Consider the following 25,352-nt stretch of genomic DNA (forward strand, 5'->3'; position numbering starts at 1 on the left):
ATTGGACGCCAGGGCACCTTTCGGGATCGTTGGGCCACGTTTCGGTGAAAGTTTGCGGGCGGTGATGGGAGAGAGGGTGCGGATATCCGATGACCGATTTTGTGATCAAGCGTGTATACGACCCGCCTTCGGGCAAGGATGGCATCCGCATCTTGGTTGACCGTCTATGGCCGCGAGGCCTGCGCAAGGATGCGGCGGCCCTTGATCTCTGGGCTAAGGATCTGGCGCCGACGCCGTCGCTTCGGCAGTGGTTCGACCACCGCCCTGAAAGATTTGCGGAGTTCAAGCGCCGATATCGCGACGAATTGAAGGGCAACCGCGCCGTTGCTGATGTGCTTGGCCAAGTCGGAAAGGCGAAGGCGACGCTTCTTTATGCCGCCAGGGATCCCGCCGTGAACCACGCGGTGGTGCTTGCGGAATTCCTGAACAAATCGCGTCCGCGGAAGCCGGTCAGGAAGGCCTAGAGTCTCGCTGTCGGGAAGCCGGATAGCACGACCAAAGGAGGCAAGGATGAGTAAGGATATCGATGAACTGACGAAGCTGAATAAGGACTACGTCGATTCCGTCCAGAATTCCGATGTCAAACGCTTCGACCAAATTCTGGCCGACGATTTTTATTGCACGCTCCCGGACAAGTCATTTGTCGATCGCGCCGAATTTCTCAAATACACGGCGATTCCGGTCAAGATCAAGAATCTCACCGCGCAGGATATCAGGATTCGCGTGATGGGAGATTTCGCGATCATTCATGCGCGCACCAGTTACACCACCTCCGAGGGTCAACAAGCCTGGGGTCGCTATACCGATTGCTGGGCCAGGCAGAACGGACGCTGGCTCGCGGTTTCGGCGCACGTTTCACGGTAGTCAGCTTCCGGAGCTCTATACGGCCATTGAGCGATACGAGAGATGACCGGCCGGAGGCGGATTTCAAACGACCGACACGATACTGCATCGCAGCGCAAGCACACGTAAAAATCATCTCGAATGAAACCCGCCTAAAGAAATTTCTTCTTCGCGGCGCCCACTTCTCTCTCACGGCGAATGTGCTAACGTTTTGAGGTCTGATCCATCTACCGCCAGACCAAAGTTCGTCTCGACGCGTTCAAAAACGAAAACGCAGCCGCCCCGGCTGCATAGGGAGTACGCGATGAAATCGGCCTTCAATCGATCCGTATTAGCACTTGCAGCAATCGTCATTGCCGCCGGCGCCGCTCAGGTCAACGCACAGCAAAAACCACTGAAGAAATACGAGTCCGGCAACAAGGAATTCTGGACCCATCCGCCGGACGACTGGTTCCTCGGCGACGAGACCGAGGCGCAAAAGGGCTTGGCACCGCCATCGGGTCCGCCGACCGGCGCGTCGGAAGCCGAACTCGCCACGATGATGAAGAAGATCAAGCTGCCGCCGGGCTTCAAGATCGAAGTCTATGCGCCGGGCGTGCTGGCGGCGCGGCAGATGGCCTGGGGCGACAAGGGCACGCTGTTCGTCGGCTCGTTCGGCCTCGGCAACGTTTACGCCATTACCGACAAGGACGGCAAGAAAGAGGTCAAGACCATCCTCAAGGGGCTGAACATGCCCACCGGGCTGGCCTTCAAGGATGGCGCGCTGTACGTCATCGCGGTCGACAAGCTGATTCGGTACGACAATGCCGAAGCCAATCTCGATAAGCTCGGCGACGGCAAGGTGGTTTATGACGACATGCCGTCCTACGCGGCACATGGCTGGAAATATCTGGCCGCTGACAAGGATGGCTGGTTCTACATTCCGTTCGGACCTCCCTTCAACATCGGGATTCCGCCGACCAGCGTCTCGCAAATCCGCCGCGTCGATCCCAAGACCGGCAACGCCGAAATCGTGGCGCTCGGCGTCCGCAACAGCGTCGGCGGCGATGTCGATCCGCGCAGCGGCAAATACTGGTTCACCGAAAACGCCCGTGACTGGATGAGCGACGACATGCCGAGCGACAAGCTCAACATGATCTCGAAATTGGGCGAGAACTTCGGCTATCCGCATTGCCATCAGGGCGACACACCGGATCCAAAGTTCGCGATGGGTCACAAATGTTCGGAGTTCACCCCGCCGGTGCTCAATCTCGGCGCGCATGTGGCTCCGCTCGGCATGAAGTTCTATACCGGCGACCAGTTTCCCGCCGATTATAAGGACAACATCCTGATCGCCGAGCATGGCTCGTGGAACCGGCATAAATATCAGGGCGGTCGGATCGTGCGCGTGATCGTCGGTCCGGACGGCAAGAACCCGAAACAGGAAGTATTCGCATCCGGCTGGATCGAAGGCGACCAGGGCTATCTTGGCCGGCCGGACGATATCATTCTGGCCAAGGATGGTTCCATCCTCGTTGCCGACGACTGGGCCGGCGCGATCTATCGCATCAGCTACAAGAAGTAAGCGCTTTATCGTCAAAGGCTGCGGCTGCTCGGGAACGAGTGGCCGCAGCTTTTTGTTGAAGCTATATGGGGCGATCCGATCAAGTCGTCATGTCCAAGACTTGATCCGGGCAGCCATCAAAATGAAAACATCTCGCAAGAGATGGATTGCCGGGAACTCGGGCAAGTCTGCCTAGTCCGCGCAAGGCGGACTGCGATGCCCGGCAATGACAAGGAAAAGGACTGGTGATGCGGAGTGCCTCGATCGGGGTTATTTTGACTGCAATTATTTTCGGATTACCGGCCCAAGCCGCCGATGATGCCGCCGGCAAGGAAAAGGCCGAGCTGTGCGCCGGCTGTCACGGCGAAAACGGTATTTCGCAAACCGAGAACATTCCCTCGCTGGCGGGCCAGCCGGACCAGTTCACCCAGTGGCAGCTGGTGTTCTTCCGCAGCGGCGCGCGCAAGAACGAGCTGATGCAGCCGATCGTCGAGCAGATCAACAACGAGGACATCCGCAATCTCGGCGCCTATTTCGCTGCTCTGACGCCGCCGAAGGCTTCCGCACCCGACGACAATCCCGATCTATCCAAAAAGGGTGCGCAGGCCGCCGTGGGACGGCGCTGTGCGTCGTGCCACACCGATACATTTGCCGGAACCAAAGCGGTGGCGCGCCTCGCCGGCCAGCGCGAGGAATATCTGGTCAAGGCGCTGCACGACTACAAGTCGGGCGCGCGATCCGGCGGCGCCGGGGCAGCGATGTCGGACGTCGCCTATCCCCTCAGCGATGAGGAAATCACCGCGCTCGCGCATTATCTCGCGCATTTGTAGGACTTCCGCCGGCCTCATCCTGAGGAGCGCGCTCTTGCGCGCGTCTCGAAGGATGGGATTGGGTACCGTGGCCTCATGGTTCGAGACGGCGCAAACGCGCCTCCTCACCATGAGGGTTCACCCCCGCTGCTTCTCGTACGCCTTCAAATGCGTGTAAGCGGTGCGCAACCGCGGCACCGGCGCCTTTGCGGCATCGCCGCGCGCGATCAAATCGCCGATCACGTGATCGGCTTCGACCGGGGCACCCATCTTGATGTCGCGGAACATCGACGCGGTCATCTGCGATCCTTCCGCGGTCAGCATGCCGCGGGTACGCTCCAGAAATGGCGGGCGGGGCGCGTAACCCTCGGCCGATGCGACCGCGCTGCATTCATCGAGCGCGCCGAGGATAAAATCCTTGCCGCCGGGCACGGCCAGAATATTGCCGACCGAGGTGCGCATCAGGCAGGTCGAGGCCGCGAGCGTAGCCAGGAACACCCATTTCTCCCACATCTCCTGCAGAATATGTTCGCTGGCCGCCGCGCCGAACTTGCCGCTGGCGAAGACTTCCGCGATGGCGCGGACGCGGTCCGACAGCTTGCCGTCGCGTTCCCCGAAATTGAGCGACTGCATCGGCTGGAGCTGAACCACCTCGCGCTTGTCGTTGAGCGTCACGGCGATGGCACAGAGGCCACCAAGCACACGCTCGCGCCCGAAGCTCTTGTCCAGCACATCCAGGTGCAGCATGCCGTTGAGCAGCGGGATGATCGTCGTCCGCGGCCCCACCGCCGGCGCAAACGAATTTATGGCGTCGTCGAGATCGAACGCCTTGCAGCTCAGCAGCACCACGTCGAATTTTTCGTTGAGTTTGTCGGCCTGAACGACCGGCGGATTTTTCAGCGTGACGTCGCCGTTGGGGCTTTTGATCACGAGGCCGGCGGCAGCGAGTTCCGCCGCGCGCCGCGGCCGGACCAGAAACGTCACATCGCGGCCGGCCTGAAGCAACCTGCCGCCGAAATACCCGCCGATCGCCCCGGCACCGACTACGAGAACACGCATGGTTTAGCTCCGTTTGTTGTTCTTGAAGGAGAATAGCGAATAGCGAATAGCGAATAGCGAGTGGCGCATAGGGCTTAAAGTCCATTCGCTACTCGCTATTCGCCATTCGCCTCTCTACCACTTTTCCCCGAACGGGCGGATTTCAAGCTCGAACGTCCAGGCGCTGCGCGGCTGCTGGTAAAGCTGCCAGTAGGAGGCAGCGACCGACGCCGGCGGCATCAGCAAATCCGGATTATCGAGCGCCTCCTTGCCCCAGAGTTGCTCGCGGCGCTGCCGTACCCATGCGGTGTCGACGCCGGAATCGATAATCAGATGCGCGACGTGGATGTTCTTCGGCCCGAGCTCGCGCGCCATCGATTGCGCCACCGCGCGCAATCCGAATTTGGCGCTGGCAAAGGCCGCAAAGCCGCTGCCACCGCGCAGCGACGCGGTCGCGCCGGTGAAGAAGATATTGCCCTGGCCGCGTGGCACCATTAAGCGCGCCGACTCGCGTCCGGCTAAAAAGCCCGCCCAGCAGGCCATTTCCCAGACCTTGCGGAACACGCGGTCGGTGGTCTCCAGGATCGGAAAGTTGACGTTGGCGCCGACGTTGAAGATGCAGACTTCGAGCGGCGCGTGCTCGTCGGCGTCATTGAGGAAGGAGGCGACCTCGTCTTCCTTCCGCGCATCCAGGGTGCGCGCGACGATCGATCCGCCCGAGGCCTCGATCTCCCGGACCAGCGGCTCGAGCTTGGCGCCGTCGCGTCGGCCCGCGAACACGGTGAACCCTTCGGCGGCGAATTTCTTGGCGATCTCGGCGCCGATATAGTCTCCGGCGCCGATCACCGCGGCCGTTGCGTTGCGTTTTTGCATGTTGGCGTCCTCCTCAGCCTCATCCTGAGGAGCGGCGTCTTCGCCGCGTCTCGAAGGATGAAGACGGAAATGCATCTCATGGTTCGAGACGCCGCGCGTGATGCGCGGCTCCTCACCATGAGGGTTACGGTACTAACCGCCCGCGATCATCTCCTCGACCTCGCGCAGCTGCTCTTTGCCGAAAAACATCTCCTTGCCGACGAAGAAGGTCGGGGAGCCGAACGCGCCGCGCTCGACCGCGGCTTGTGTGTTCATGACCAGCTTCGCCTTGACCTCGGGTGCTTGCGCGCGCGCAAACAGTTTTGCGGCGTCGAGGCCGGACGCGGTGAACGCCTTCAGCGCCACTTCCGGATCGTCCATCTTCTTGGGCTCGCCCCACATGTGATGAAACGCGGCATCGACATATTTCTCGAACACGCCCTCGAGCTGCGCGGCCACGGCGGCGCGCATCAGGTTGAGGGTGTTGACCGGGAAGAACGGATTCCAGGTGTACGGCTTGACCCGGAAGCGCTTCACAAACCGCTCGGTCTCGATCGCATGAAACTCGCGCTTGTTCTTGACGCCGGCCAGCGTCTCGGCCGGAGACTTGTTGTTGGTGGCCTTGAAGATGCCGCCGAGCAGAATCGGGACATATTCGAATTTAACGCCGGTGCGTTGTTCGATCGCCGGGATCGCCTCGTGACTGAGAAATGCATTGGGGCTGCCGAAATCGAACATGAATTGCGGGGCGGTGGTGCTCACGGCGGTCTCCCGATCGATGTGACGGTTTCTTATATGATCCCTATCATTCCAATCAGCCTAGCGGGTCGCACCAACGGGATCAACCGGCGCGCGCCCGCAGTTCGCGATCGAACGCCCGTTCCGCGAGCTTTGCGGTGTGGTCGCGTACGTCCACGGGCCATTCGGCAATCAATTTTTCGAAACCGCGGCAATCGCCGGCGAACAGCGCGCGGACCGCGCCTTCGTAATGCGGCCTGTTGCCGGCCATGACCGACATGAAACGATAGACCGCTTCCTGCGCCTCGCGGAGGCGATCCCCGCCCTCGCCGGTTCGCCTCGCCGCCTCGACCAGTTTGCGCAGCGCGACCGAGGCGCCGCCCGATTGCCGGGCCAGCCATTCCCAGTGCCGTGGCAATAGCGTGACTTCGCGCGCGACCACGCCCAGTTTCGGACGGCCCGGACCGCGCGGCGCTGGTGAAGCGGCATCGTCATCCGCGGCGCGTACGTCCGCGATGTCAGGCAGTCGTGCCAACACGTCGTCGAGGGAGCCGCGAAGGTCGATTTCGACCGGGCCGCTGTTCCTGCCATCGAAAACAAGAATCGACGCGTCCTTGCGCCGATCGAGCTTTTGTTTCGCCGCCCGGGCGACGTCATGGAGATCGCCTGATGCGATGCAGCGGTCACCTTCAAAAGCGATATAGAGCGCGTCAGATCCGGGGTTCATGGAAGCTCCTCGATTTCTGAGCGAGTATTACCCGGGTAAATCTAGCCTGTCAATAACATCCGGGTAATATCAACATTTCTGGGTGCCTCGACTTTCGCGGGCCCAACTGGCACGACAAAGCCCCGCGAAACCGCGCCATGCCTTGGGGGAAGCGCCATGCTCACGGTCCATCATCTCAACAATTCCCGCTCCCAGCGGGTGCTGTGGCTGCTGGAGAGCTTGGCGTGCCCTACGAAATCGTCCGCTATCAGCGCCAGCCCGACATGCGCGCGCCGGCCGAACTGCGCGCGATCCACCCGCTCGGAAAATCGCCCGTCATCACCGACCACGGCAACACTATCGCGGAATCGGGCGCGATCGTCGAATACCTCGTCGACAATTACGGCGACGGACACCTGATCCCGCCACCGAGGACGTCGGAGCGATTGCGCTATACCTACTGGCTGCATTACGCCGAGGGCTCGGCGATGCCGCCGCTGCTTTTAAAACTGCTGTTCACGCTGATGCCGAAGCGCGCACCGGCGCTGCTGCGTCCGCTGGTGCGCAAGGTCGCCAATCAGGCACTGACCTCGCTGGTCAATCCGCAGCTCAAGCAGCACATGGCGTTCTGGGAAAGCGAACTGGGAAAACGCGAGTGGTTCGCCGGCAACGAGTTCACCGCCGCCGACATCCAGATGAGCTTTCCGCTCGTAGCCGCCGCGGCGCGCGCCGGGCTCGATCAGGGCCATCCCAAAGCGATGGCGTTCCTGGAACGCATCCACGCCCGCCCGGCCTACAACCGCGCGCTCGAAAAGGGCGGGCCTTATACGGTGGGAAAGTAGCAGACCGCGCCTCTTTTGCGAGGATTGTCGCGACGAAGCAATCTCAGAAACACCGTCATTCCGGGATGGTGCGTTAGCACCAGACCTCAGATGTGCAATTGCACATCGGGGAATCTCGAGATTCCGGGTTCGATGCTTCGCATCGCCCCGGAATGACGGTTTTATTCCAGCACGCCGCCCGGCGGCGCGCTTCTAGCGCGACTTCTGAGCCTCGCCAACGGAAGACAGCGCCAGCACGGTAACGCCGGACGGCGGCACGTCGTCGTCGGGCACGAAGAAATCCGACCTGAGCGGTACGGAGGGATCGACCCGGTAGGGCTCGAAGTCGCGCACGCCGCTGGCGTAGAGCAGCTTGTCATCGATGCAGAACTGCCCGGTGAATTCGCGCGACGGCTTCGTGAAGATGGCATAGGCCGCGTCGCCCATGATGTCGGGCTTGCGGCTGGCGCGCATCATGGCGTCGCCTCCGAGGAGATTGCCGACCGCGGCGGTGGCGATGGTGGTGCGCGGCCACAGCGCGTTGACCGCGACGCCCGCGGCTTTCAGTTCGCCAGATAGCCCGAGCACGCACAGGCTCATGCCAAATTTGGCGATGGTATAGGCGGTGGAGTGCTCGAACCATTTTTGTTTCATGTCGAGCGGCGGCGACAGCATCAGGATATGCGGATTGTCCGCCTTCTTCAGATGCGGGATACAGTATTTCGACACCATGAAGGTGCCGCGGGTGTTGATATCCATCATCAGGTCGAACCGCTTCATGTCGGTGGCTTGCGAATCGGTCAGGCTGATGGCGCTGGCGTTGTTGACGCAGATGTCGATGCCGCCGAATTCGGCGACGGTCTTGTCGACCGCCGCGACGACCTGGGCCTCCTCGCGGATATCGCACAGGATCGGCAACGCCTTGCCGCCGGCGGCGCGGATCTCGTCGGCGGCGGTGTAGATGGTGCCCTTGAGCCGCGGATGCGGCTCGGCGGTTTTCGCGGCGATCGCGACATTGGCGCCGTCGCGCGCGGCACGCAGCGCGATCGCCAGCCCAATGCCTCGACTGCCGCCGGATACGAACAGTGTCTTGCCTTTGAGGGATGTCATCGGGGTTACTCCGGTTGGTTCAGTGGTCGGCGGTCCGGGCACTCTTCCTTCTCCCTCCCCCCTTTGTGGGGGAGGGTCGGGGAGGGGGGTAGCCACGAGCACCGCCTTCTCGGCTTACCCCTCTCCCTAGCCCTCCCCCACAAGGGGGGAGGGAACGACCGAGCAAGGTTTCGTATCGCTCTTCGAAGAAGTCCTTCCTCACGCATCCGCATGCAGCACTCGGCCGCGCGTTTCGGGCAATGCAAAGGCCGCGATGAAGAACACGCCGTAGGCCAGAACCGCGAAAATCGCGATGGCGTTGCCGAGCGAGGTCTACGGAAACAGTGCGCCGATGCCGCGGCCGAAATTGTAGCAAAAGCCCTGGCCCGATCCGCGCAGCCTGGTCGGATAGAGTTCGGTGAGGAACGCGCCGACGCCGGAGAAATAACCGGAAGCGAAGAAGCCGAGCGGGAAGCCCAGCAGCCACAGCACCTCGTTCGTCAGGGGCAACTGCGTATAGAGCAGGACCACCGCGATGGCGCCGATCGAGAAGGTCAGGAACAGGTTGCGCCGACCGATGCGGTCGGCAAGCCAGGCGCCGACGAGATAGCCGATAAACGAGCCTATGATCAGCGCCGCGAGGTAGCCGGTGGAACTCACTACCGAGAGCTTGCGCTCGGTGGTGAGGAAGCGCGGCACCCAGAAGGTGATGGCGTAATAGCCACCCTGGCATCCCGTCGCCATCAGCGACGCGAGAATCGTGGTCTTGAGAATCGGGCCCGAAAATATCTCCCACAGCGCCGGCCGGTCGCCCACCGCCAGCTGCTTTGCCCGCGTCGCGGCGGCGATCTCCGGCTCCCTGACATGGCGCCGCAGATAAAATACCAGCAGCGCCGGCAGCGCGCCGATCGCGAACATCCAGCGCCATGCGATCTCCGGCGGCACATAGGAGAACAGAATAGCCTGCGACAGCACCGCAAGGCCCCAGCCGACCGCCCAGCCCGATTGCACCGAGCCGACCGCGCGGCCGCGATATTGCGGGCGGATCGCTTCGCCCATCAGCACCGCGCCCGCGGCCCACTCGCCGCCGAAGCCAAGGCCCAGCACCGCGCGGGCGATCAGCAGCTGGTCGAAATTCTGCACCACGGCGCAGACCAGCGAGAAGAACGAGAACCACAGGATCGTCAGCTGCAGGGTTCTGACCCGGCCGATGCGGTCGGCCAGATAGCCGCCGAGCCAGCCGCCGACCGCGGAGGCGAGCAGCGTCACCGTGCCGGCGAGGCCGGCCGTGCCGGGATCGACTTTCCACAGCGCGATGATGGTGCCGATCACCAGCGGATAGATCATGAAATCCATGCCGTCGAGCGCCCAGCCGCCGGCGCAAGCCCAGAACGTCCGGCGCTCCGCCAGATTCATGTCGCGGTAGAAGGCGAGCAGGCTGGTGTCTTCGATCGCCGCTGTTTCGATCGCCCGCGATGGCTCGACGGTGCTGGTCATGATGCAAGTTCCTTCCGAAGAATTTTGATCGGCTTGCCGTTCCACGGCCGACTTGCGCAGGGTGGTCAAATCCTACGCCAATGCCGCCGTCAGGCAAATTCCGATCCGCTGGACAGGCCCATCTATTGCCCTGCCGCTTCCGCGCCACGGCTACGCGGATCGGGAGCGCCGAGCAATCCGTAGTCGGTCACCGCGATCGAATTGGCCGAGGTCTGGCCCAGCGGCTCGACCACGTGATGGCCCTTGGCCTTCAGTTCGGCGATGGTGTCGTCGGCAAAGCCGCGCTCGATCCGCACTTCATCCGGCAACCATTGATGGTGCAGCCGCGGCGCATCGACCGCGGCCGCGACATTCATGCTGTAGTCGAGCACATTGACGATCACCTGCAGCACCGTGGAGATGATGCGGCTGCCGCCGGGCGATCCCGTGACCAGAACCGGCTTGTTGTCTTTCAGCACGATGGTCGGCGCCATCGACGACAACGGCCGCTTGCCGGGGCCGGGCAGGTTGGCCTCGAACCCGACCAGGCCAAAGGCATTGGAGGCGCCGGGCGCGGCGGTGAAATCGTCGAGTTCGTTGTTGAGCAGGACGCCGGTGCCGTCGGCGACCAGGCCGACGCCGTAGCTGAAATTCAGCGTGTAGGTGTTGCTGACCGCATTTCCCATACTATCCACCACCGAGAAATGCGTGGTGTTGCTGCCTTCGTGCGGCGGCGTCGCCGACAGCGCATCGGTCCACGGCGTGGCATGATCGGGATCGATGCCGGCGCGCTGCTTCGCGGCGTAGTCCTTCGAAATCAGCGTCGCCACCGGGGCGCTGATGAAGGCGGGATCGCCGAGATAGCGGGCGCGGTCGGCATAGGCGCGCTTCATCGCCTCGATCAGCAGATGCAGCGAGGGCGCCGAGCCCTGCTTCATCTCGTGCATGGGAAAACCTTCCAGGATGTTCAGCGTTTCCAGCAGCACCACGCCGCCCGATGACGGCTGCGGCATCGAGACGATGTCGTAGCCGCGATAGCTGCCGCGCACCGGCGCCCGAATCACGGCCTGATAGGATTTGAGATCGTCCGATGTCATGATGCCGCCGGCGTCGCCGATCGCCTTCACCAGTTTTTCGGGGACCGGGCCTTCGTAGAACCCGCGCGGCCCCTGTTCGGCGATCGCCGAAAGCGTCGCCGCCAGATCGGTCTGGACAAGCCGATCACCCTCGCGCAACGAGGTGCCGTCAGGGCGGGAAAAGATTTTTGCCGATGCTGGCCAGCGCGCCAGCCGCCGATGCCAGTCCGGCAGCGTATCGGCGCCGTCGTCGGTGAGGACGAAGCCGTCGCGCGCCAGATCGATCGCCGGCTGCAGCAACGCCGCGAGCGTAAATTTACCCGAGCCGTATTTCTCCAGCGCCAGCGTCAATCCCGCGACGGTGCCGGGAACGCCGATGCTCAGCGCGGAGTCGCGCGACTTCGCGATGTCGGGTTTGCCGTCAGCACCGAGGAACATCCCCGGCGTGGTCGCTGCCGGCGCGGTTTCGCGATAATCGATCGCGACATCTTCGGCATGCTCCCGCGAGTGGATCACCATGAAACCGCCGCCGCCGATGTTTCCGGCGCGCGGATAGGTCACCGCCATCGCGAATCCGGTTGCCACCGCGGCATCGACCGCATTGCCGCCACGGCGCAGCACGTCGGCACCGATTCGCGCCGCGATTTTCTCCTGCGCGACCACCATGCCGTGTTCGGCGACCACGGCATGAATGGCGTCGGCCGATGGCGGCGTGTAAAAGCCGCGGCGCTGCTCCTGCGCGGCGCAAGGCCCGCACCATGCGACAACCAGCACGATACCCGCGGCTATCCAGCGCCGCTCGGCTGCAAAAGAGATCATCAAGCTTCCGCCGCGGGGTTGGTTAAAATACGCAAGTGCTGCCGCAACCATGAATGCTATATGGTTTTCGGTGCCGGGCGCAAAGCGCCTCGTCGTGATGAAAGGGATATCAGAGCATGGCGGTGATCGCTTCGGACGCAGGCATTGCCGGCATGCACCAGAACTACCCGCCGCGATCCGCCGTCATCAGCTGGATTTTCTTCGATTGGGCGGCTCAGCCTTATTTTACGCTGATCACCACCTTCGTGTTTGCGCCTTATTTTGCCACGCATGTGGCGTCGGACCCCGCCAGTGGACAGTCGCTGTGGGGCTTTGCCACGGCGGCGTCGGGGTTGACAATCGCGCTGTTGTCGCCGGTGCTGGGCGCGATCGCCGATGCCAGCGGCCGGCGCAAGCCGTGGATCGCGGCCTTCGGCGCGCTGCTGGTGATCGGCTCATGCCTGATGTGGTTCGGAAGGCCCGGCGACACCAGCGTGATTCCGGCGCTGCTGCTCGCCTACGGGATCGCGACCGTCGGCGTCGAATTCGCCACCGTCTTCAATAATGCGATGATGCCGACCCTGGTGCCGCCCGACCGGATCGGGCGATTGTCCGGCACCGGATGGGCCACCGGCTATGTCGGCGGCATCCTGAGCCTGATCCTGGTGCTCGGATTTCTCGCCGCCAATCCCGAGACCGGCCGAACGCTGTTCGGATACACGCCGCTGTTCGGGCTCGATCCCGTCAGCCATCAGGGCGACCGAATCACCGGGCCTCTGACCGGTATCTGGTTCGTCATCTTCGTGCTGCCGATGTTTTTGCTCACGCCGGATTATCCGGCAAGGCTTGGCATGCGCGAAGCGCTGCGCGAGGGCTTGACCGACCTGCGGCAAACGTTGGCCGAATTGCCCAAACAAAAATCGATGGCGGCGTTCCTGCTCGCCAACATGATCTACACGGATGGTTTGGTGTCGCTGTTCGCGTTCGGCGGCATCTACGCCGCCGGTACCTTCGGCTGGAATACCATCCAGATCGGCAGTTTCGGCATCATCCTGGCGATCGCCGGCACGTTCGGCGCATGGCTCGGCGGCAAGCTCGACGACAGCCTGGGGCCGAAACGCGTAATCGCGGGCAGCATGCTGATCCTGCTGTTTGCGATCGTCGCCATCCTGCTGGTGAACAAGGAAACGATCTTTTTCGTCGAGGTCGCGCCGCCGGTGCCCGGTGGGGCGCTGTTTTCTTCAGCCGCCGAGCGCGCCTATCTGGTGCTGGGATGTCTGATCGGCGCCGCCGGCGGGCCGCTGCAGGCGGCGTCGCGGACGTTGCTGATCCGGATGGCGCCGAAAGATCGTATTGCGCAATATTTCGGACTGTTCGCGCTGACCGGAAAGGTCACCTCGTTCGTCGGGCCGCTGCTGATCGGGTTGATAACGGCTGTTACCGCAAGCCAGAAAACGGGCATGGCGGTGCTGGTGCTGTTCTTCGCCGCGGGACTGGCGTTGCTGGCAAGGGTACGGGATTAACCCACCGTCATTCCGGGGCGCGCGTTAGCGCGAACCCGGAATCTCGCGCTGATCATCTCCAGATTCCGGGTTCATCGCTGCGCGATGCCCCGGAATGGGCTGTTGCTAATGCCTGAAATGCCGCACGCCCGTAAACACCATGGCGATGCCGGCCTCGTCCGCGGCCTTGATGACTTCATCGTCGCGAATCGATCCGCCAGGCTGAATCACCGCGGTGGCGCCGGCCTCGATCGCGACCAACAGTCCGTCGGCGAACGGAAAAAACGCGTCGGACGCGACCACGGAGCCTCTGGTCATCGGAAACGGCAGCTTTGCTTCCTCGGCAGCATCCTGCGCCTTGCGCGCGGCGATGCGCGCCGAATCTACCCGGCTCATTTGTCCGGCGCCGATCCCGACGGTGGCAAGATCTTTCGCGTATACGATCGTATTCGATTTGACGTGCTTGGCCACCCGGAACGCAAAGCGCAGGTCCTGCAGCTCAGCCTCGCTCGGCGCGCGTCGGGTCACCGTCTTCAGCGCGATGTCATCGACCACCGCGTTGTCCCGGCTTTGCACCAGCAAGCCGCCCGCGACGGTTTTCGCGGTCAGGCCGGCCGCGCGCGGATCGGGCAGCTGGCCTGCCAGCAGCAGGCGCAAATTCCGCCGCTTGGCGATAATGGCGATGGCCTCTTCGGTCGCATCGGGCGCGATGATGACCTCGGTCAGGATTTCGGTGATGACGCGCGCGGTTTCGGCGTCGAGCGTGCGGTTGACGGCGATGATACCGCCGTACGGTGACTGGGTGTCGCAGGCGAACGCCTTGCGGTAGGCGCTGACGAGATCAGGACCTTCGGCGACGCCGCAGGGATTGGCGTGCTTGACGATGACGCAGGCCGCAGTGCGCGCCGGGTCGAACTCGGCAATGCATTCATAGGCCGCATCGGTATCGTTGATGTTGTTATACGACAGTTCCTTGCCCTGCAGCTGCCGCGCGGTGGCGACGCCCGGGCGTTTGTCGGGCGTGCGGTAGAATGCCGCCGTCTGGTGCGGGTTCTCGCCGTAGCGCAAGGCCTGGCTCAGGCGTCCGCCGAAAGCGCGGAAATCCGGCGCTTCGGTCTTGAGCTCATTGGCGAACCAGTTCGAGATCGCCGCGTCATAGGCGGCGGTGCGGGCATAGGCCTTGGCGGCCAGACGCCGCCGCAGCGTCAATGTGGTCGCGCCCGCGTTGGCGGCGAGTTCGTCGAGCACCGCCTGATAATCCTGCGGCTCGACCACGACCGCGACATCGTCGTGGTTCTTCGCCGCGGCGCGGATCATCGCAGGGCCGCCGATATCGATGTTCTCGATGCACTCCTCGAAGCCGGCGCCTTTGTCGACGGTGGCCTCGAACGGATAGAGATTGACCACCAAAAGGTCGATCGGCGCGATGCCGTGCGCCTTCATGGCTTCCGCATGTTCGGCGTTGTCCCGGATCGCGAGCAGCCCGCCATGCACCTTGGGATGCAGGGTCTTGACCCGGCCATCCATCATCTCGGGAAATCCGGTCAGTTCCGAAACGTCGGTCACCTTCAGCCCCGCCGCGGCAATCGCCTTGGCGGTGCCGCCGGTGGAGACGAGATCGATGCCGCGGCCCGCCAGCGCGCGGGCGAATTCGATCAGTCCTGATTTGTCGGAAACGGACAGCAAGGCACGGGTCACGCGGCGCGGATGGTCGGTCATACGTCGGTCCTAATTAGCAAGTGCGCCGGGTAGCATGGTTTCACGCGGCGCGAAACCGGCGCGGTTCCGGTGTGGAAAGCTCCCTCCTCCCTTGTGGGGGAGGGTCGGGGAGGGGTACCACGAACTCCGACGTTTGCGGCTCACCCCCCTCGCGCAAGGGGGAGGGAACGCAACTCCGAAGCCCCAACCCCGACTTGGGCGACCAGACTCCTACAATGGTAGTTCCGGCTCGCGCCTTGCGCTGCGTTTGGCCGCGGTGGCCGAGGGCGACGACGCCGAGCGCACGAAGCTCCAGCGGACGCTGGGGGCGTGTCGGGAATCCTGCCGGATCACGATCTGCGCCGTGCGGCGCGGGCCGTCATTGCCGGCCAGAAACACGCTGTCTTCCAGTTCGACCTTGTCGTCGAGCGCCTCGAAGGTCCAGACGTCGCGGTTCGGCAGCACCAGCATCGCGCCGCGTGCGTCGCTGAGCCGGCTCGCCTTCACCGAGGGGTGCAGATGAAACCGCAGCGCGTAGTCGGTCGCGTTGCCCTTGATGCGGGCGCCCGGCGCCGGCGACACGGTGTCCTCGCCGTCGAGCCTCGAGCCATCATGCGCGACCATCAGCACCCGGCGATGCACCACGCCGAACCGCTCGAGATAGCCGTCATGCGACGTCGTCAGCAGCACGCCGTTGGCGACCACCTCGCGATAGCTCTCCACATTGGTCGGGCCGCCGATGATCGGGGCGCCCTGCAACAGCCGCTTCATCGCCGAGAGTTCGATGAACTGGCAGGACGACGTATCGTGATAGGTCAGGGTCGAATGCGCCGCCGTGCCGCGCGCAAAGGCGCGCCAGTTGTCGCGGCCGGTCGAGGGCATGCCGCAATTGATGACGATCCGGCTTGGCCCCGACGACAATTCAAACGACAGGCAGCCGGCATGGGCGTCGTGACTGACGCTTGGCGGCGGCGGCGGGCCGGTGTCCATGATGACCGTCATCGCGCCGGCGTCGAGGCGCTGAAAGCCGGTGTGCGGCATGTTCGCCATCGGCACGCCGCGGGTGTCGTCATAGGCGAGCAGAGTCGCCAGCAGATCCGATGGCGCGCTGCTCATGCCGTTGAATAGCGCGAAGGCGCCGTCGCCGTGACGGAAGAAACGCAGCATCGGCATCATGCGGTCGATCGCGTTCAACAGCGCCGGCGGCGGCGCGATGTTGCGGGCGGCAAAGGTCTGCCGCAGCGGCAACAGGTCGATCAACAGTTCGATCAGCGCGCCGGGATTGCGCGAGATGTGGCCGCCATCGGGAAGGATCTGCCGCTGCAGTTCGTCGGACAGCTTGCGGGTGGCGGAGCGGATGTGCCGCGCCTGGTTGGCGAGGCAGAGCGAGGCGTAGCACAGCGCGATCAGCACCTGCAGCCGCGGCACGCCGTCGGGAATATCCAGCATGGTGTAGCGCAGATAGCGGATTTCGCGGGTCAGCCCGCGCAGGTAACGCCGATAAAATTTGCCGTCGGTGTCGCCGAGCACCAGCGGCGCCTGCGACAACAGCGAGATGACGCGGCGCGCCAGCACGTCGGCGCGGCGGCCGACCGGCCGTTTGTGCGTCGGATTCGAAATCCAGTCATCGACCAGCGAGCGCGCATTGGCGCGGGTCAGCGCGGTGTCGGCGGCGCGCAAATGCCGCAGCCATCCGAAGCCGAGCAGCGCCACTTCCCAATCTTCCGACGGCGGCTCGAGATCGAAGATCGAGCGTCCGTGGCAGGTCACGATCTTGCCGGCGAACACAAAGCGGCCGGCATAGATTTCGGCGGCGCGGGTGGCGTCGGCGGTGCGCAGGTCGTGCGGCGCGATGATGAGGCGATCGGTGCGGCCCGGCCACAGCCGCGACAGCGCCACCGAGCCGCCGCTTGCGCGCGACATCATGCTCCGCGCGAAGCGGTTCATGATCAGCGTCGAGATGCGTCTGCGTTGAGCGACCGACACGCCTTGCCTTGATCGGGAGGATAGAGAGGATTCGATGCGAATCCTTTTAATCCGGAAACGCGGCCAAGACACCATCTTGAAACCGCGCGAATCAACGGCGGAGAGCGAAATTGCAGTGCAAAATCAGGATTTAACCAGCCGCGCGGCGTAAAAGCCGTCGAGCCCGCCCAGCCGGGGGTCCTGGTGCGGCAAGTGGCAGGGCAGGGTGCGTAGATCGCCTTCCGCGGTGAGGATTTCGGCGAGGCCCGCGACCTCGCTGGCTTCGATCGGCGCGCGGCGCATGGCCGATTCGGCACCGAGCAGCGCCGCAATGGCCTGTTCGCCCTCTTCCGGTTCCAGCGAACAGGTGCAGTAGACGAGCGTCCCGCCGGGCTTGAGCAGCGTGACCGCCTTTTGCAGCAGGCGCTTCTGCAGCGCCGCCAGCGCGGCGATGTCGGCCTCCTGCCGCAGCCAGGCGACGTCGGGGTGACGGCGGATGGTGCCGGTCGAGGTGCAGGGGGCGTCGATCAGGATGCCGTCGAAGGCGCCGCCGTCGCTTCCCCCGTGCCATTCGGCGGCATCGCCGACCACGGTTGCGGCCTCCAGCGCCAGCCGCGCCAAATTGTCGCGCAGCCGCGCCATGCGGCCGACCGAACGGTCGACCGCGGTGACACGGGCGCCGGCCTGGGCGAGTTGCGCGGTCTTGCCGCCGGGGGCGGCGCAGAGATCGGCGATGGTTTTGCCGGCGACGTCGCCGAACAGACGCGCCGGCAAGGCGGCGGCGGCGTCCTGCACCCACCATTGTCCCTCGGCAAAACCCGGCAGCATCGTCACCGAGCCTTGCAGCAGCGTGCGCACGGTTCCGGTCGGCAGCGTTTCGCCGTGCAGGCGCGTCGCCCATTGCGCGGCGTCGGACTTCACGGTGATATCGAGCGACGGCTCATGACCGATCGCCACCGCAATCTCTCTTGCAGTGTCCGCGCCATAATGGGCGGTCCAGCGTGCCAGCAGCCACTCGGGAACATCGAGCGTCTGCGACTTGACCTCCTCGATTAGCGGTTGGCCCTCGCGCGCGCAGCGGCGCAGCACCGCATTGACGAGCCCGGCATATTTCGCGGCGCGCCGGTCCGACTGCACCAGCCGCACCGACAGATCGACCGCGGCATGATCGGGCACATCCATCCAGAGAATTTGCGCCGCGCCGATCAAAAGCGCGCTTTGCGCGCGCGGCGCGTCGGTCGGAACGCCGCGATCGAGTAGCCGCGACAATACATGGCCGAGCGTGCCGAGCCGCCGCAAAATTGTGGCGACCAGCCGCCGCATCAAGGCGCGGTCGCGATCGGAAAGCGTTTTCAGCCCGGGATGCGCGGCGGCGCCGTCGAGTTGTTCGTCGAGTGTCCGGTGCTTATGCAGGACGCCGTCGAGAATGTCCGCCGCGATCCGGCGCGCCGCGAGACCGGGCACCTCGGGTGGCAGGGCGAATCGTTGAGAAGGCATGGAGGGGAAACATCTCGGAAGGATCGGATAGCGATTCGCGTTCGACGCGCATGCCATCGGGGGGAAAAACACCTTTGGCACCGGAATATGCCAAATGTAAGAATCGCCCTAGCCATTTCGCCGAGGCGATGTGATCTGTGTAGGCGGGACCTTGAATTGTTCGCTGGAAAATTGAGCGATGACCGACGATCCTTCACTGCCTGACCCTGAACCGGGCCGCAAAAAGCTCTCGCCGGCGGCGAGGCGCGCGCTCGCCGAGGCCGAAGCGCGCAGAAAAACCGCCGAGGCCAACGCCGTGCCCGCGCCAAAGGAATTTCAGGGCCCCAAGGGCCCGGAACCAACCCGCTACGGCGACTGGGAAAACAAAGGCATTGCCTCGGATTTTTGAGTCCCCAACACAGAATTTGCGGATTAACCGACACGCTCCGGACCCGCCTTGTTCTGGCGCGCGGTAATCGATGTTCAAACAAAATCGATGTTCAAACAAAAAAGCCGCGCCCATCGGCGCGGCCTTTTCCTGTGTCGTCATTCCGGGGCGCGAGCGAAGCGAGCGAACCCGGAATCTCGAGATTCCCCGATGTGCAATTGCACATCTGAGGTCTGGTGCTAACGCACCATCCCGGAATGACGAAGGTTGGATCAGCGCGTCACCACCACGGTCGTGCCGACCGAGACACGCTGGTAAAGATCGGTGATATCGGGGTTCAGCATCCGGATGCAGCCATAGGAGACAAAACCGCCGACCGAACCCGGCCTGTTGGTGCCGTGAATGGCGTATTCCCCGCCGGCCAGCGTCATCGCAGCGACGCCCATCGGGTTGCGCGGCGAGCCGCCGGGAATGACGTCCGGCATCGACGGCTTGTCACGCCTGATTTCCGCCGGCGGCGACCAGGCCGGATTGCGATACTTGCCGTCGATCTGGGTGGTGCCGGCCCATTGCTTGCCGGACCTGCCGACACCGATGGGATAACGGACGGCGTGGTAGGGATCGACCACCAGGTAGAGCCGGCGTTCATTGGTCCTCACCACGATCGTCCCCGGCGAATAGTCGCCCCGGAAATCGACCACGTCCGGCCGCGCCTGGGCCTCGGTCGTCACCAGCATTCCCGCCCCGATGGTGGCCACGAGAGCCACCGCAATTCTCAACGACATCAATCTCTCCGTTTTCGATCAATCACCCCGTCCGGGGCAGCGAAATCCAAACGCAAATCCTGCAAAACGTCGCGCTCACCGCCGTTCGCCCGCGCTTTTTTAACCGCGTGATTTAACCAATGGGTTTCCACGCTGGGCCTGAACGTGATCCAACGCAGGGAACAAAGAAAATGCTGGAAACAAAGTAAATGACTTGAAAACGACTCCGGGTCGGAAGCGACAAGCCGCAGGCGAGAAGACCTCACAATGTTGTTGGTCGGCAATTCGAGGCTTAACTGGCGGCGGGGAGGCGTCAATCCGATAATCGTGTGAGCGGCGAGGCGGAGTCGCCTGTATCAATCGCCGGATCGTCTAGATCGTAACGAAGGATCGTCCGCATGGGTGTCATGGTCGACGGCGCATGGCGCCGGGAAGATGGGTTTCCGGCCGACGCGTCCGGGCGGTTCACCCGCCCGGCCTCGCCGCTGCGCAACTGGATCACGCCGGATGGATCTCCCGGGCCGAGCGGTCGCGGCGGTTTTGCCGCCGAGCCAGGGCGCTACCATCTCTATGTGTCGCTGGCCTGTCCGTGGGCGCACCGCACCCTGATCTTTCGCGCGCTCAAGGGCCTCGGGGAGGCGATCAGCCTGTCGGTGGTCCACTGGTTCATGGGCGTCGATGGCTGGACGTTCGATCCAGGTCCCGGCGTGATCGCGGACCCGATCCACCACGCCAGGTTCCTACACCAGGTCTATGCCGCCGGCGATCCGGCCTATACCGGGCGCGTCACCGTTCCCGTGCTGTGGGACCGCAAGACCGGGCAGATCGTCAACAATGAATCGTCCGAGATCATCCGGATGCTGAACTCGGCCTTCGACGGGGCCGGAGCTTTGCCCGGCGATTTCTATCCCGCCGATCTGCGTGACGACATCGATGCGCTGAACGTGCGGATCTACGACACCGTTAACAACGGCGTCTACCGCGCGGGTTTTGCGCGCAGCCAATCCGCCTACGACGAAGCCGTAATGTCGCTGTTCGCGACGCTCGACTGGCTCGAGGCGAGGCTGTCACGGCGGCGTTGGCTGCTCGGCGACCGCTTGACGGAAGCAGACTGGCGACTGTTCACCACCCTGATCCGCTTCGACACCGTCTATGTCGGGCACTTCAAATGCAACATCCGCCGCATCGCCGACTACAAGCATCTACAGCGCTATCTGAAAGAACTTTATCGGCAGCCGCTGATCGCGGAGACCGTGAACCTGTTCCACATCAAGCATCATTACTACGAAAGCCATCGCCACATTAATCCCAGCGGCATCGTGCCGGCGGGACCGGTGCTGGATTTGTAAGAATGATAGGCGCGGCGTAGCTGCGGGCAAGACCATCATGTCCCGGACGCGGTGCAGCGCCTCTTCGCGCTGCTCCGCAGAGCCGGGACCCATACTTTCGCGTCGACATGGATCCTGGATCAGCAGCGCACCACAGCGCAAAGAGCGCCGCGCTGCGCAGCATCCGGGGAACGCCGCTGGAGCTTCGCAGCCACTGCGCCTACGCGTCCTGGCCATCATGTCCCGGACGCGGTGCAGCGCTTCTTCGCGCTGCTCCGCAGAGTCGGAACCCATACTTTCGCGCCAACATGGACCCCGGATCAGCAGCGCACCACGGCGCAAAGAGCGCCGCGCTGCGCAGCGTCCGGGGAACCCGCTGGCGCTATGCCTACGCCCCCTTCTTGTTCTGCCTGTGCTCGACGAGATCATCGACCACGGCGGGATCCGCCAATGTCGAGGTGTCGCCGAGGCTGCCCGGCTCGTCCTCGGCGATCTTGCGCAGGATGCGGCGCATGATCTTGCCGGAGCGGGTTTTCGGCAGGCCCGGCGCGAACTGAATCTGGTCGGGGGACGCGATCGGGCCGATGTCCTTGCGCACCCACGCCACCAGTTCCTTGCGCAGTTCTTCGCTCGGCTCGACGCCGGTCATCAACGTCACATAGGCGTAGATGCCCTGTCCCTTGATGTCGTGGGGATAGCCGACCACGGCGGCTTCCGACACCTTGGCATGCGCGACCAGCGAACTTTCGACTTCGGCGGTGCCCATGCGATGGCCGGAGACGTTGATGACGTCGTCGACGCGCCCGGTGATCCAGTAATAGCCGTCGGCGTCGCGGCGGCAGCCGTCACCGGTGAAATATTTGCCTTTGTAAGTTGAAAAATAGGTCTGCTCGAACCGGGCGTGGTCGCCATAGACGGTGCGCATCTGGCCCGGCCAGGATTTGGCGATGCAGAGATTGCCCTGGCATTCGCCTTCCAGCACCTTGCCATCGGCGTCGACGATTTCAGGCACCACGCCGAAGAACGGATTTGTCGCCGAACCCGGCTTGAGTTTGGTGGCGCCGGGCAGCGGCGTGATCAGAATGCCGCCGGTCTCGGTCTGCCACCAAGTGTCGACGATCGGACAGCGCTCGTCGCCGATGACGCGGTGATACCACTCCCACGCTTCCGGATTGATCGGCTCGCCGACGCTGCCGAGCAATCGAAGGGACTTGCGCGAGGTCTTCTTGACCGGTTCATCGCCGCCCTGCATCAGCGCGCGGATCGCGGTCGGCGCGGTGTAGAAAATGTTGACTTGGTGCTTGTCGATCACGTTCCAGAACCGCGAATTATCGGGGTAATTCGGCACGCCCTCGAACATCAGCGTGGTCGCGCCGTTGGCCAGCGGTCCATAGAGAATGTAGCTGTGGCCGGTGACCCAGCCGACATCGGCGGTGCACCAGTAGATATCGCCGTCGTGATAGTCGAACACGTATTGATGCGTCATTGACGCGAACACCAGATAGCCGCCCGAGGTGTGCAGCACGCCCTTGGGCTGGCCGGTCGAGCCCGACGTATAGAGAATGAACAGCGGATCTTCCGCGTGCATGTGCTCGGCCCGGCATTCCGTCGTCACCATCGCGGCGGCTTCGTGGTACCAGAAATCGCGCGACGGATTCATGTCGACGGCGGCACCGGTGCGCTTGACCACGATCACCCAGTCGACGCCGCTGCTTTTGGCGATCGCGGCATCGACATTGGCCTTCAGCGGCACTTTCTTGCCGCCGCGCAGCCCTTCGTCTGCGGTGATGACCACCCTGGACGCGCAGTCGGTGATGCGCTGGGCAAGGCTGTCGGGCGAAAAGCCGGCGAACACCACCGAATGGATGGCGCCGATCCGGGCGCAGGCCAGCATCGCGTAGGCGGCTTCCGGAATCATCGGCAGATAGATCGTGACGCGGTCGCCTTTCTTGACGTTACGGGTGCGCAGGATGTTGGCCATCCTGCAGACCTCGTCGTGCAGCTGGCGATAGGTGATGTGCTTCGACTCCGAGGGGTCGTCGCCCTCCCAGATGATGGCGGTCTGGTCGCCGCGCTTGTCGAGATGCCGGTCGATGCAGTTCCAGGCGACATTGAGGACGCCGTCCTCGAACCATTTGATCGAAATATTGCCGGGGGCGAAGGAGGCGTTCTCGACCTTGGTGAAGGGCTTGATCCAGCCGATGCGCTTGCCCTGTTCGGCCCAGAACCCCTTGGGATCGCTCACCGAGCGCGCATACATCTCCTGGTACTTGGCAGAATCGACCCAGGCGCGCTTGGCCCATTCCGCGGGCACGTCGTAAATCTTCTCGGACATCACACTCTCCACCCATGCGGCCGGCGAACGCAGCGACGACCAGCCGTCTTGATTGTTGCAACGATTATGCGTCGGGCCCGATGGCGCCGACAAGCAGAACAATCAGAACCTTAGGGCGGGCTGCCCGCCATGCGCGGGATCGAGGCGGCGAAACGCAGGACTTGGCCGGCATATTCGGGCGGAGAACCGCCATCACGATCGCGTTTTCGGCAGGTCAAAAAGCCGCACGCCGATGCCGCCCGCCTTTCGAACGGTAACCAGAAACCACAATTCCGCGAAGCCGGGCTGGCGCTCCCGGCAATTACCCCCTAAATGGCCTCCCCGTGGCCGAGAGGCCAGCCGGAACCAAAGATCAATAAACGGCATTAGCAGGGTGTATCAGGAGCAAGGCGTCTAAGGTCATGATGGATCAGCAGAATTTCGAGGCTACGCGGCCCGTTTCCGCCGATACTGCCGTGACCGTGACCCAGGGGCACCCCGCCAGCGTGGAATCCCTCGCCAAAGAACTCGGCCTCAAGCTCGGCGACCAGAACGAATTGACCATCCGCCGCATCAAGCGCGGCAAGAGCTATTCGTTCGTCCGCGCCAACGGCACCGCGATCCGCCACGTCGGCACCATCAAGCGGCTGCACTCGATGGCGGTGCCGCCCGCCTACGCCGAGGTGCGCTATTCGCCCGATCCGACCTCGCATCTGCAGGCGGTCGGCCGCGACGCCGCGGGCCGGCTGCAATACCGCTATCACTCCGATTGGGAGAAGGTCCGGGAGCACCGCAAGGCGCACCGGCTGGCGCGGCTGGTCGCGGCCTTGCCGAAAATCCGCCGCCACGTCTCGATGCATCTGTCCGGCGATACCCCGACCCGTGAATTCGCGCTGTCGGCGGTGATCGAGCTGATCGCGCGCACCGCGATCCGCCCGGGCAATGAATCCTACGCCCGCCTCAACGGCACCCGCGGCGCCACCACGCTGCTGAAGTCCAATGTCGCGCTGGAAGACGATTGCGTCGTGCTCACCTTCAAGGCCAAGGGCGGCAAGGCCGTGCGCAAGGAATGCGACGCCGCCAAGCTGGTGCGCGCCATCGGCATCCTGCGCGGCGTGCCGGGCAAGCGCATGTTCCAGTTCCGCGACAATTCCGGCACCGTTCGCGCGGTCTCGACCACCCAGGTCAATGCGTTCCTGCGCGAGATCGCCGGCATCAAGATTTCGCTGAAGGATTTCCGCACCCTGATGGCATCAGCCGTGGTGCTGGAATCGCTGTCGCGGATTTCGCCGGCGGCCAGCGCCCGCGGCCGCCGCAAGCAGGTGCTGGAAGCCGTCCGCGCCGCCGCGGATGAATTGTCCAACACCCCGGCGATCTGCCGCAAGAGCTACGTCCACGACACCATCGTCACCGCGTTCGAGGACGGCATCCTCGAGCGCTTCGCCGCGACCATGAAGGGCTATCGCTCGCAGTCGAAACGCGAGCTGCTTCTGGCGCAGGTGGTGACGGCCGCGGCGGCTTAGGCTTCTTCCTTCTCGGCTGCGCTTTCTTCCCTTCTCCCCTTGCGGGAGAAGGTGTCGCGGACGAAGTCCGCGACGGATGAGGGGTCTCTATCCGCGGAGACAGACCCCTCACCCGTCCGCGATGCTACGCATCGCGGCCACCCTCTCCCACAAGGGGAGAGGGGGAAGTAAGAGTCGAGCTTACACCCCGCCCATCTTGCAGACGATCTTCCACTCTTCCGCCGTCACCGGCTGCACCGACAGCCGCGAATATTTTACCAGCGCCATGTCGGCGAGCCGCTTGTCGGCCTTGATCGCCGCCATCGTCACCGGCGTCTTCAGGGGCTTGTCGGCCTTGATGTCGACGCAGACGAATTTGCCGGTCGCATCGGTCGGATCGGGATAGGCCTCCTTGATGATCTCCGCGATCCCGACGATTTCCTTGCCCTCGTTGGAGTGATAGTAGAAGGCGCGGTCGCCCTTCTTCATTTTCACGAGATTCTGCCGCGCGGTGAAATTGCGCACCCCGGTCCAGGCTTCGCCCTTGGCACCCTTGGCGACCTGCTGGTCCCACGACCAGCTCGAAGGCTCCGATTTCACCAGCCAGTAGTTCATGACGCCCCACC

At 63.7% G+C, this 25,352-nt stretch carries 21 protein-coding genes and 2 pseudogenes; 9 read left to right on the forward strand and 14 right to left on the reverse strand.

All coding sequences use genetic code 11. The features are described from left to right. Positions 1-89 precede the first annotated feature (89 nt). The 4 genes from B5527_RS41525 to B5527_RS41540 all read left to right on the forward strand — a co-directional run bounded on the left by B5527_RS41525 (position 90) and on the right by B5527_RS41540 (position 3,216). Positions 90-464, forward strand: a complete 375-nt coding sequence (locus B5527_RS41525) for a DUF488 domain-containing protein (protein WP_079606660.1) — start codon at positions 90-92, stop codon at positions 462-464. Between the two features lie 46 nt (positions 465-510). Then, positions 511-864 carry a nuclear transport factor 2 family protein gene (locus B5527_RS41530; protein WP_079606661.1) on the forward strand — a complete coding sequence of 118 codons (354 nt, stop codon included), beginning with the start codon at positions 511-513 and terminating at the stop codon, positions 862-864. Between the two features lie 283 nt (positions 865-1,147). Then, positions 1,148-2,407 (forward strand): PQQ-dependent sugar dehydrogenase, encoded by a 1,260-nt coding sequence (locus tag B5527_RS41535; protein ID WP_079606662.1) that lies wholly within the window; start codon positions 1,148-1,150, stop codon positions 2,405-2,407. A gap of 227 nt (positions 2,408-2,634) precedes the next feature. Then, positions 2,635-3,216, forward strand: coding sequence for a c-type cytochrome (locus tag B5527_RS41540; RefSeq protein WP_079606663.1), 582 nt, complete (start codon positions 2,635-2,637; stop codon positions 3,214-3,216). Positions 3,217-3,333: 117 nt separating this feature from the next. On the opposite strand, the gene panE is transcribed toward B5527_RS41540, so the two are convergent. From panE to B5527_RS41560, 4 genes are all read right to left on the reverse strand, one after another. Beyond that, positions 3,334-4,254 (reverse strand): 2-dehydropantoate 2-reductase, encoded by a 921-nt coding sequence (gene panE, locus B5527_RS41545; protein WP_079606664.1) that lies wholly within the window; start codon positions 4,252-4,254, stop codon positions 3,334-3,336. A gap of 114 nt (positions 4,255-4,368) precedes the next feature. After that, on the reverse strand, positions 4,369-5,106 hold the full coding sequence (locus B5527_RS41550; protein WP_079607895.1) for an SDR family oxidoreductase: 738 nt from the start codon (positions 5,104-5,106) through the stop codon (positions 4,369-4,371). Between the two features lie 132 nt (positions 5,107-5,238). Next, positions 5,239-5,847, reverse strand: coding sequence for a 2-hydroxychromene-2-carboxylate isomerase (locus tag B5527_RS41555; protein ID WP_079606665.1), 609 nt, complete (start codon positions 5,845-5,847; stop codon positions 5,239-5,241). A gap of 79 nt (positions 5,848-5,926) precedes the next feature. Continuing rightward, a complete protein-coding gene (locus B5527_RS41560; protein WP_079606666.1) occupies positions 5,927-6,550 on the reverse strand; it encodes a DUF2239 family protein in 624 nt (207 codons plus the stop codon). Positions 6,551-6,706: 156 nt separating this feature from the next. Here B5527_RS41560 and B5527_RS41565 point away from each other — a divergent pair. Next, positions 6,707-7,371, forward strand: a pseudogene (locus tag B5527_RS41565) (glutathione S-transferase family protein). 192 nt (positions 7,372-7,563) lie between these two features. Here B5527_RS41565 and B5527_RS41570 read toward each other — a convergent pair. From B5527_RS41570 to ggt, 3 genes and pseudogenes are all read right to left on the reverse strand, one after another. After that, positions 7,564-8,460, reverse strand: coding sequence for an SDR family oxidoreductase (locus tag B5527_RS41570; RefSeq protein WP_079606667.1), 897 nt, complete (start codon positions 8,458-8,460; stop codon positions 7,564-7,566). Between the two features lie 198 nt (positions 8,461-8,658). Continuing rightward, positions 8,659-9,936, reverse strand: a pseudogene (locus B5527_RS41575) (MFS transporter). Between the two features lie 122 nt (positions 9,937-10,058). Continuing rightward, a complete protein-coding gene (gene ggt, locus B5527_RS41580; protein WP_079606668.1) occupies positions 10,059-11,810 on the reverse strand; it encodes a gamma-glutamyltransferase in 1,752 nt (583 codons plus the stop codon). A 116-nt stretch (positions 11,811-11,926) separates the two neighbouring features. Here ggt and B5527_RS41585 point away from each other — a divergent pair, with 116 nt between their 5' ends. Next, positions 11,927-13,312 carry an MFS transporter gene (locus B5527_RS41585; protein ID WP_079606669.1) on the forward strand — a complete coding sequence of 462 codons (1,386 nt, stop codon included), beginning with the start codon at positions 11,927-11,929 and terminating at the stop codon, positions 13,310-13,312. 105 nt (positions 13,313-13,417) lie between these two features. Here the strand turns inward: B5527_RS41585 and purH are convergent, their stop codons facing one another. The 3 genes from purH to B5527_RS41600 all read right to left on the reverse strand — a co-directional run bounded on the left by purH (position 13,418) and on the right by B5527_RS41600 (position 18,451). Beyond that, complete coding sequence (gene purH / locus B5527_RS41590) at positions 13,418-15,010, reverse strand: bifunctional phosphoribosylaminoimidazolecarboxamide formyltransferase/IMP cyclohydrolase (protein ID WP_079606670.1); 1,593 nt, start codon at positions 15,008-15,010, stop codon at positions 13,418-13,420. 210 nt (positions 15,011-15,220) lie between these two features. Further along, on the reverse strand, positions 15,221-16,936 hold the full coding sequence (locus tag B5527_RS41595) for a heparinase II/III family protein (RefSeq protein WP_079607896.1): 1,716 nt from the start codon (positions 16,934-16,936) through the stop codon (positions 15,221-15,223). Positions 16,937-17,098: 162 nt separating this feature from the next. After that, entirely contained in the window at positions 17,099-18,451 is a 1,353-nt protein-coding gene (locus tag B5527_RS41600; protein WP_079606671.1) for an RsmB/NOP family class I SAM-dependent RNA methyltransferase, read from the reverse strand. 178 nt (positions 18,452-18,629) lie between these two features. Between B5527_RS41600 and B5527_RS41605 the strand changes: the two genes are divergently transcribed. Continuing rightward, entirely contained in the window at positions 18,630-18,839 is a 210-nt protein-coding gene (locus tag B5527_RS41605; protein ID WP_079606672.1) for a DUF1674 domain-containing protein, read from the forward strand. Between the two features lie 251 nt (positions 18,840-19,090). Here B5527_RS41605 and B5527_RS41610 read toward each other — a convergent pair whose 3' ends face one another. After that, positions 19,091-19,603, reverse strand: a complete 513-nt coding sequence (locus B5527_RS41610) for a L,D-transpeptidase (RefSeq protein ID WP_079606673.1) — start codon at positions 19,601-19,603, stop codon at positions 19,091-19,093. After that, positions 19,603-19,899, reverse strand: coding sequence for a hypothetical protein (locus B5527_RS45100; protein ID WP_154072799.1), 297 nt, complete (start codon positions 19,897-19,899; stop codon positions 19,603-19,605). The genes B5527_RS41610 and B5527_RS45100 overlap by 1 nt, the downstream gene beginning before the upstream one ends. Before the next feature lie 81 nt (positions 19,900-19,980). Between B5527_RS45100 and B5527_RS41615 the strand changes: the two genes are divergently transcribed. Next, positions 19,981-20,931, forward strand: coding sequence for a glutathione S-transferase family protein (locus tag B5527_RS41615; RefSeq protein WP_079606674.1), 951 nt, complete (start codon positions 19,981-19,983; stop codon positions 20,929-20,931). 367 nt (positions 20,932-21,298) lie between these two features. Here the strand turns inward: B5527_RS41615 and acs are convergent, their stop codons facing one another. Continuing rightward, positions 21,299-23,245: an acetate--CoA ligase gene (gene acs / locus B5527_RS41620; RefSeq protein ID WP_079607897.1), complete on the reverse strand. Its 1,947-nt coding sequence runs from the start codon at positions 23,243-23,245 to the stop codon at positions 21,299-21,301. Positions 23,246-23,646: 401 nt separating this feature from the next. Here acs and B5527_RS41625 point away from each other — a divergent pair, with 401 nt between their 5' ends. Further along, positions 23,647-24,747: a DNA topoisomerase IB gene (locus B5527_RS41625; RefSeq protein WP_079606675.1), complete on the forward strand. Its 1,101-nt coding sequence runs from the start codon at positions 23,647-23,649 to the stop codon at positions 24,745-24,747. A 180-nt stretch (positions 24,748-24,927) separates the two neighbouring features. On the opposite strand, the gene B5527_RS41630 is transcribed toward B5527_RS41625, so the two are convergent. Then, positions 24,928-25,341, reverse strand: coding sequence for an EVE domain-containing protein (locus B5527_RS41630; RefSeq protein WP_079607898.1), 414 nt, complete (start codon positions 25,339-25,341; stop codon positions 24,928-24,930). Positions 25,342-25,352 lie beyond the last annotated feature (11 nt).

The sequence above is a fragment of the Bradyrhizobium erythrophlei genome (genome assembly GCF_900129425.1).
GTDB lineage: Bacteria > Pseudomonadota > Alphaproteobacteria > Rhizobiales > Xanthobacteraceae > Bradyrhizobium > Bradyrhizobium erythrophlei_C.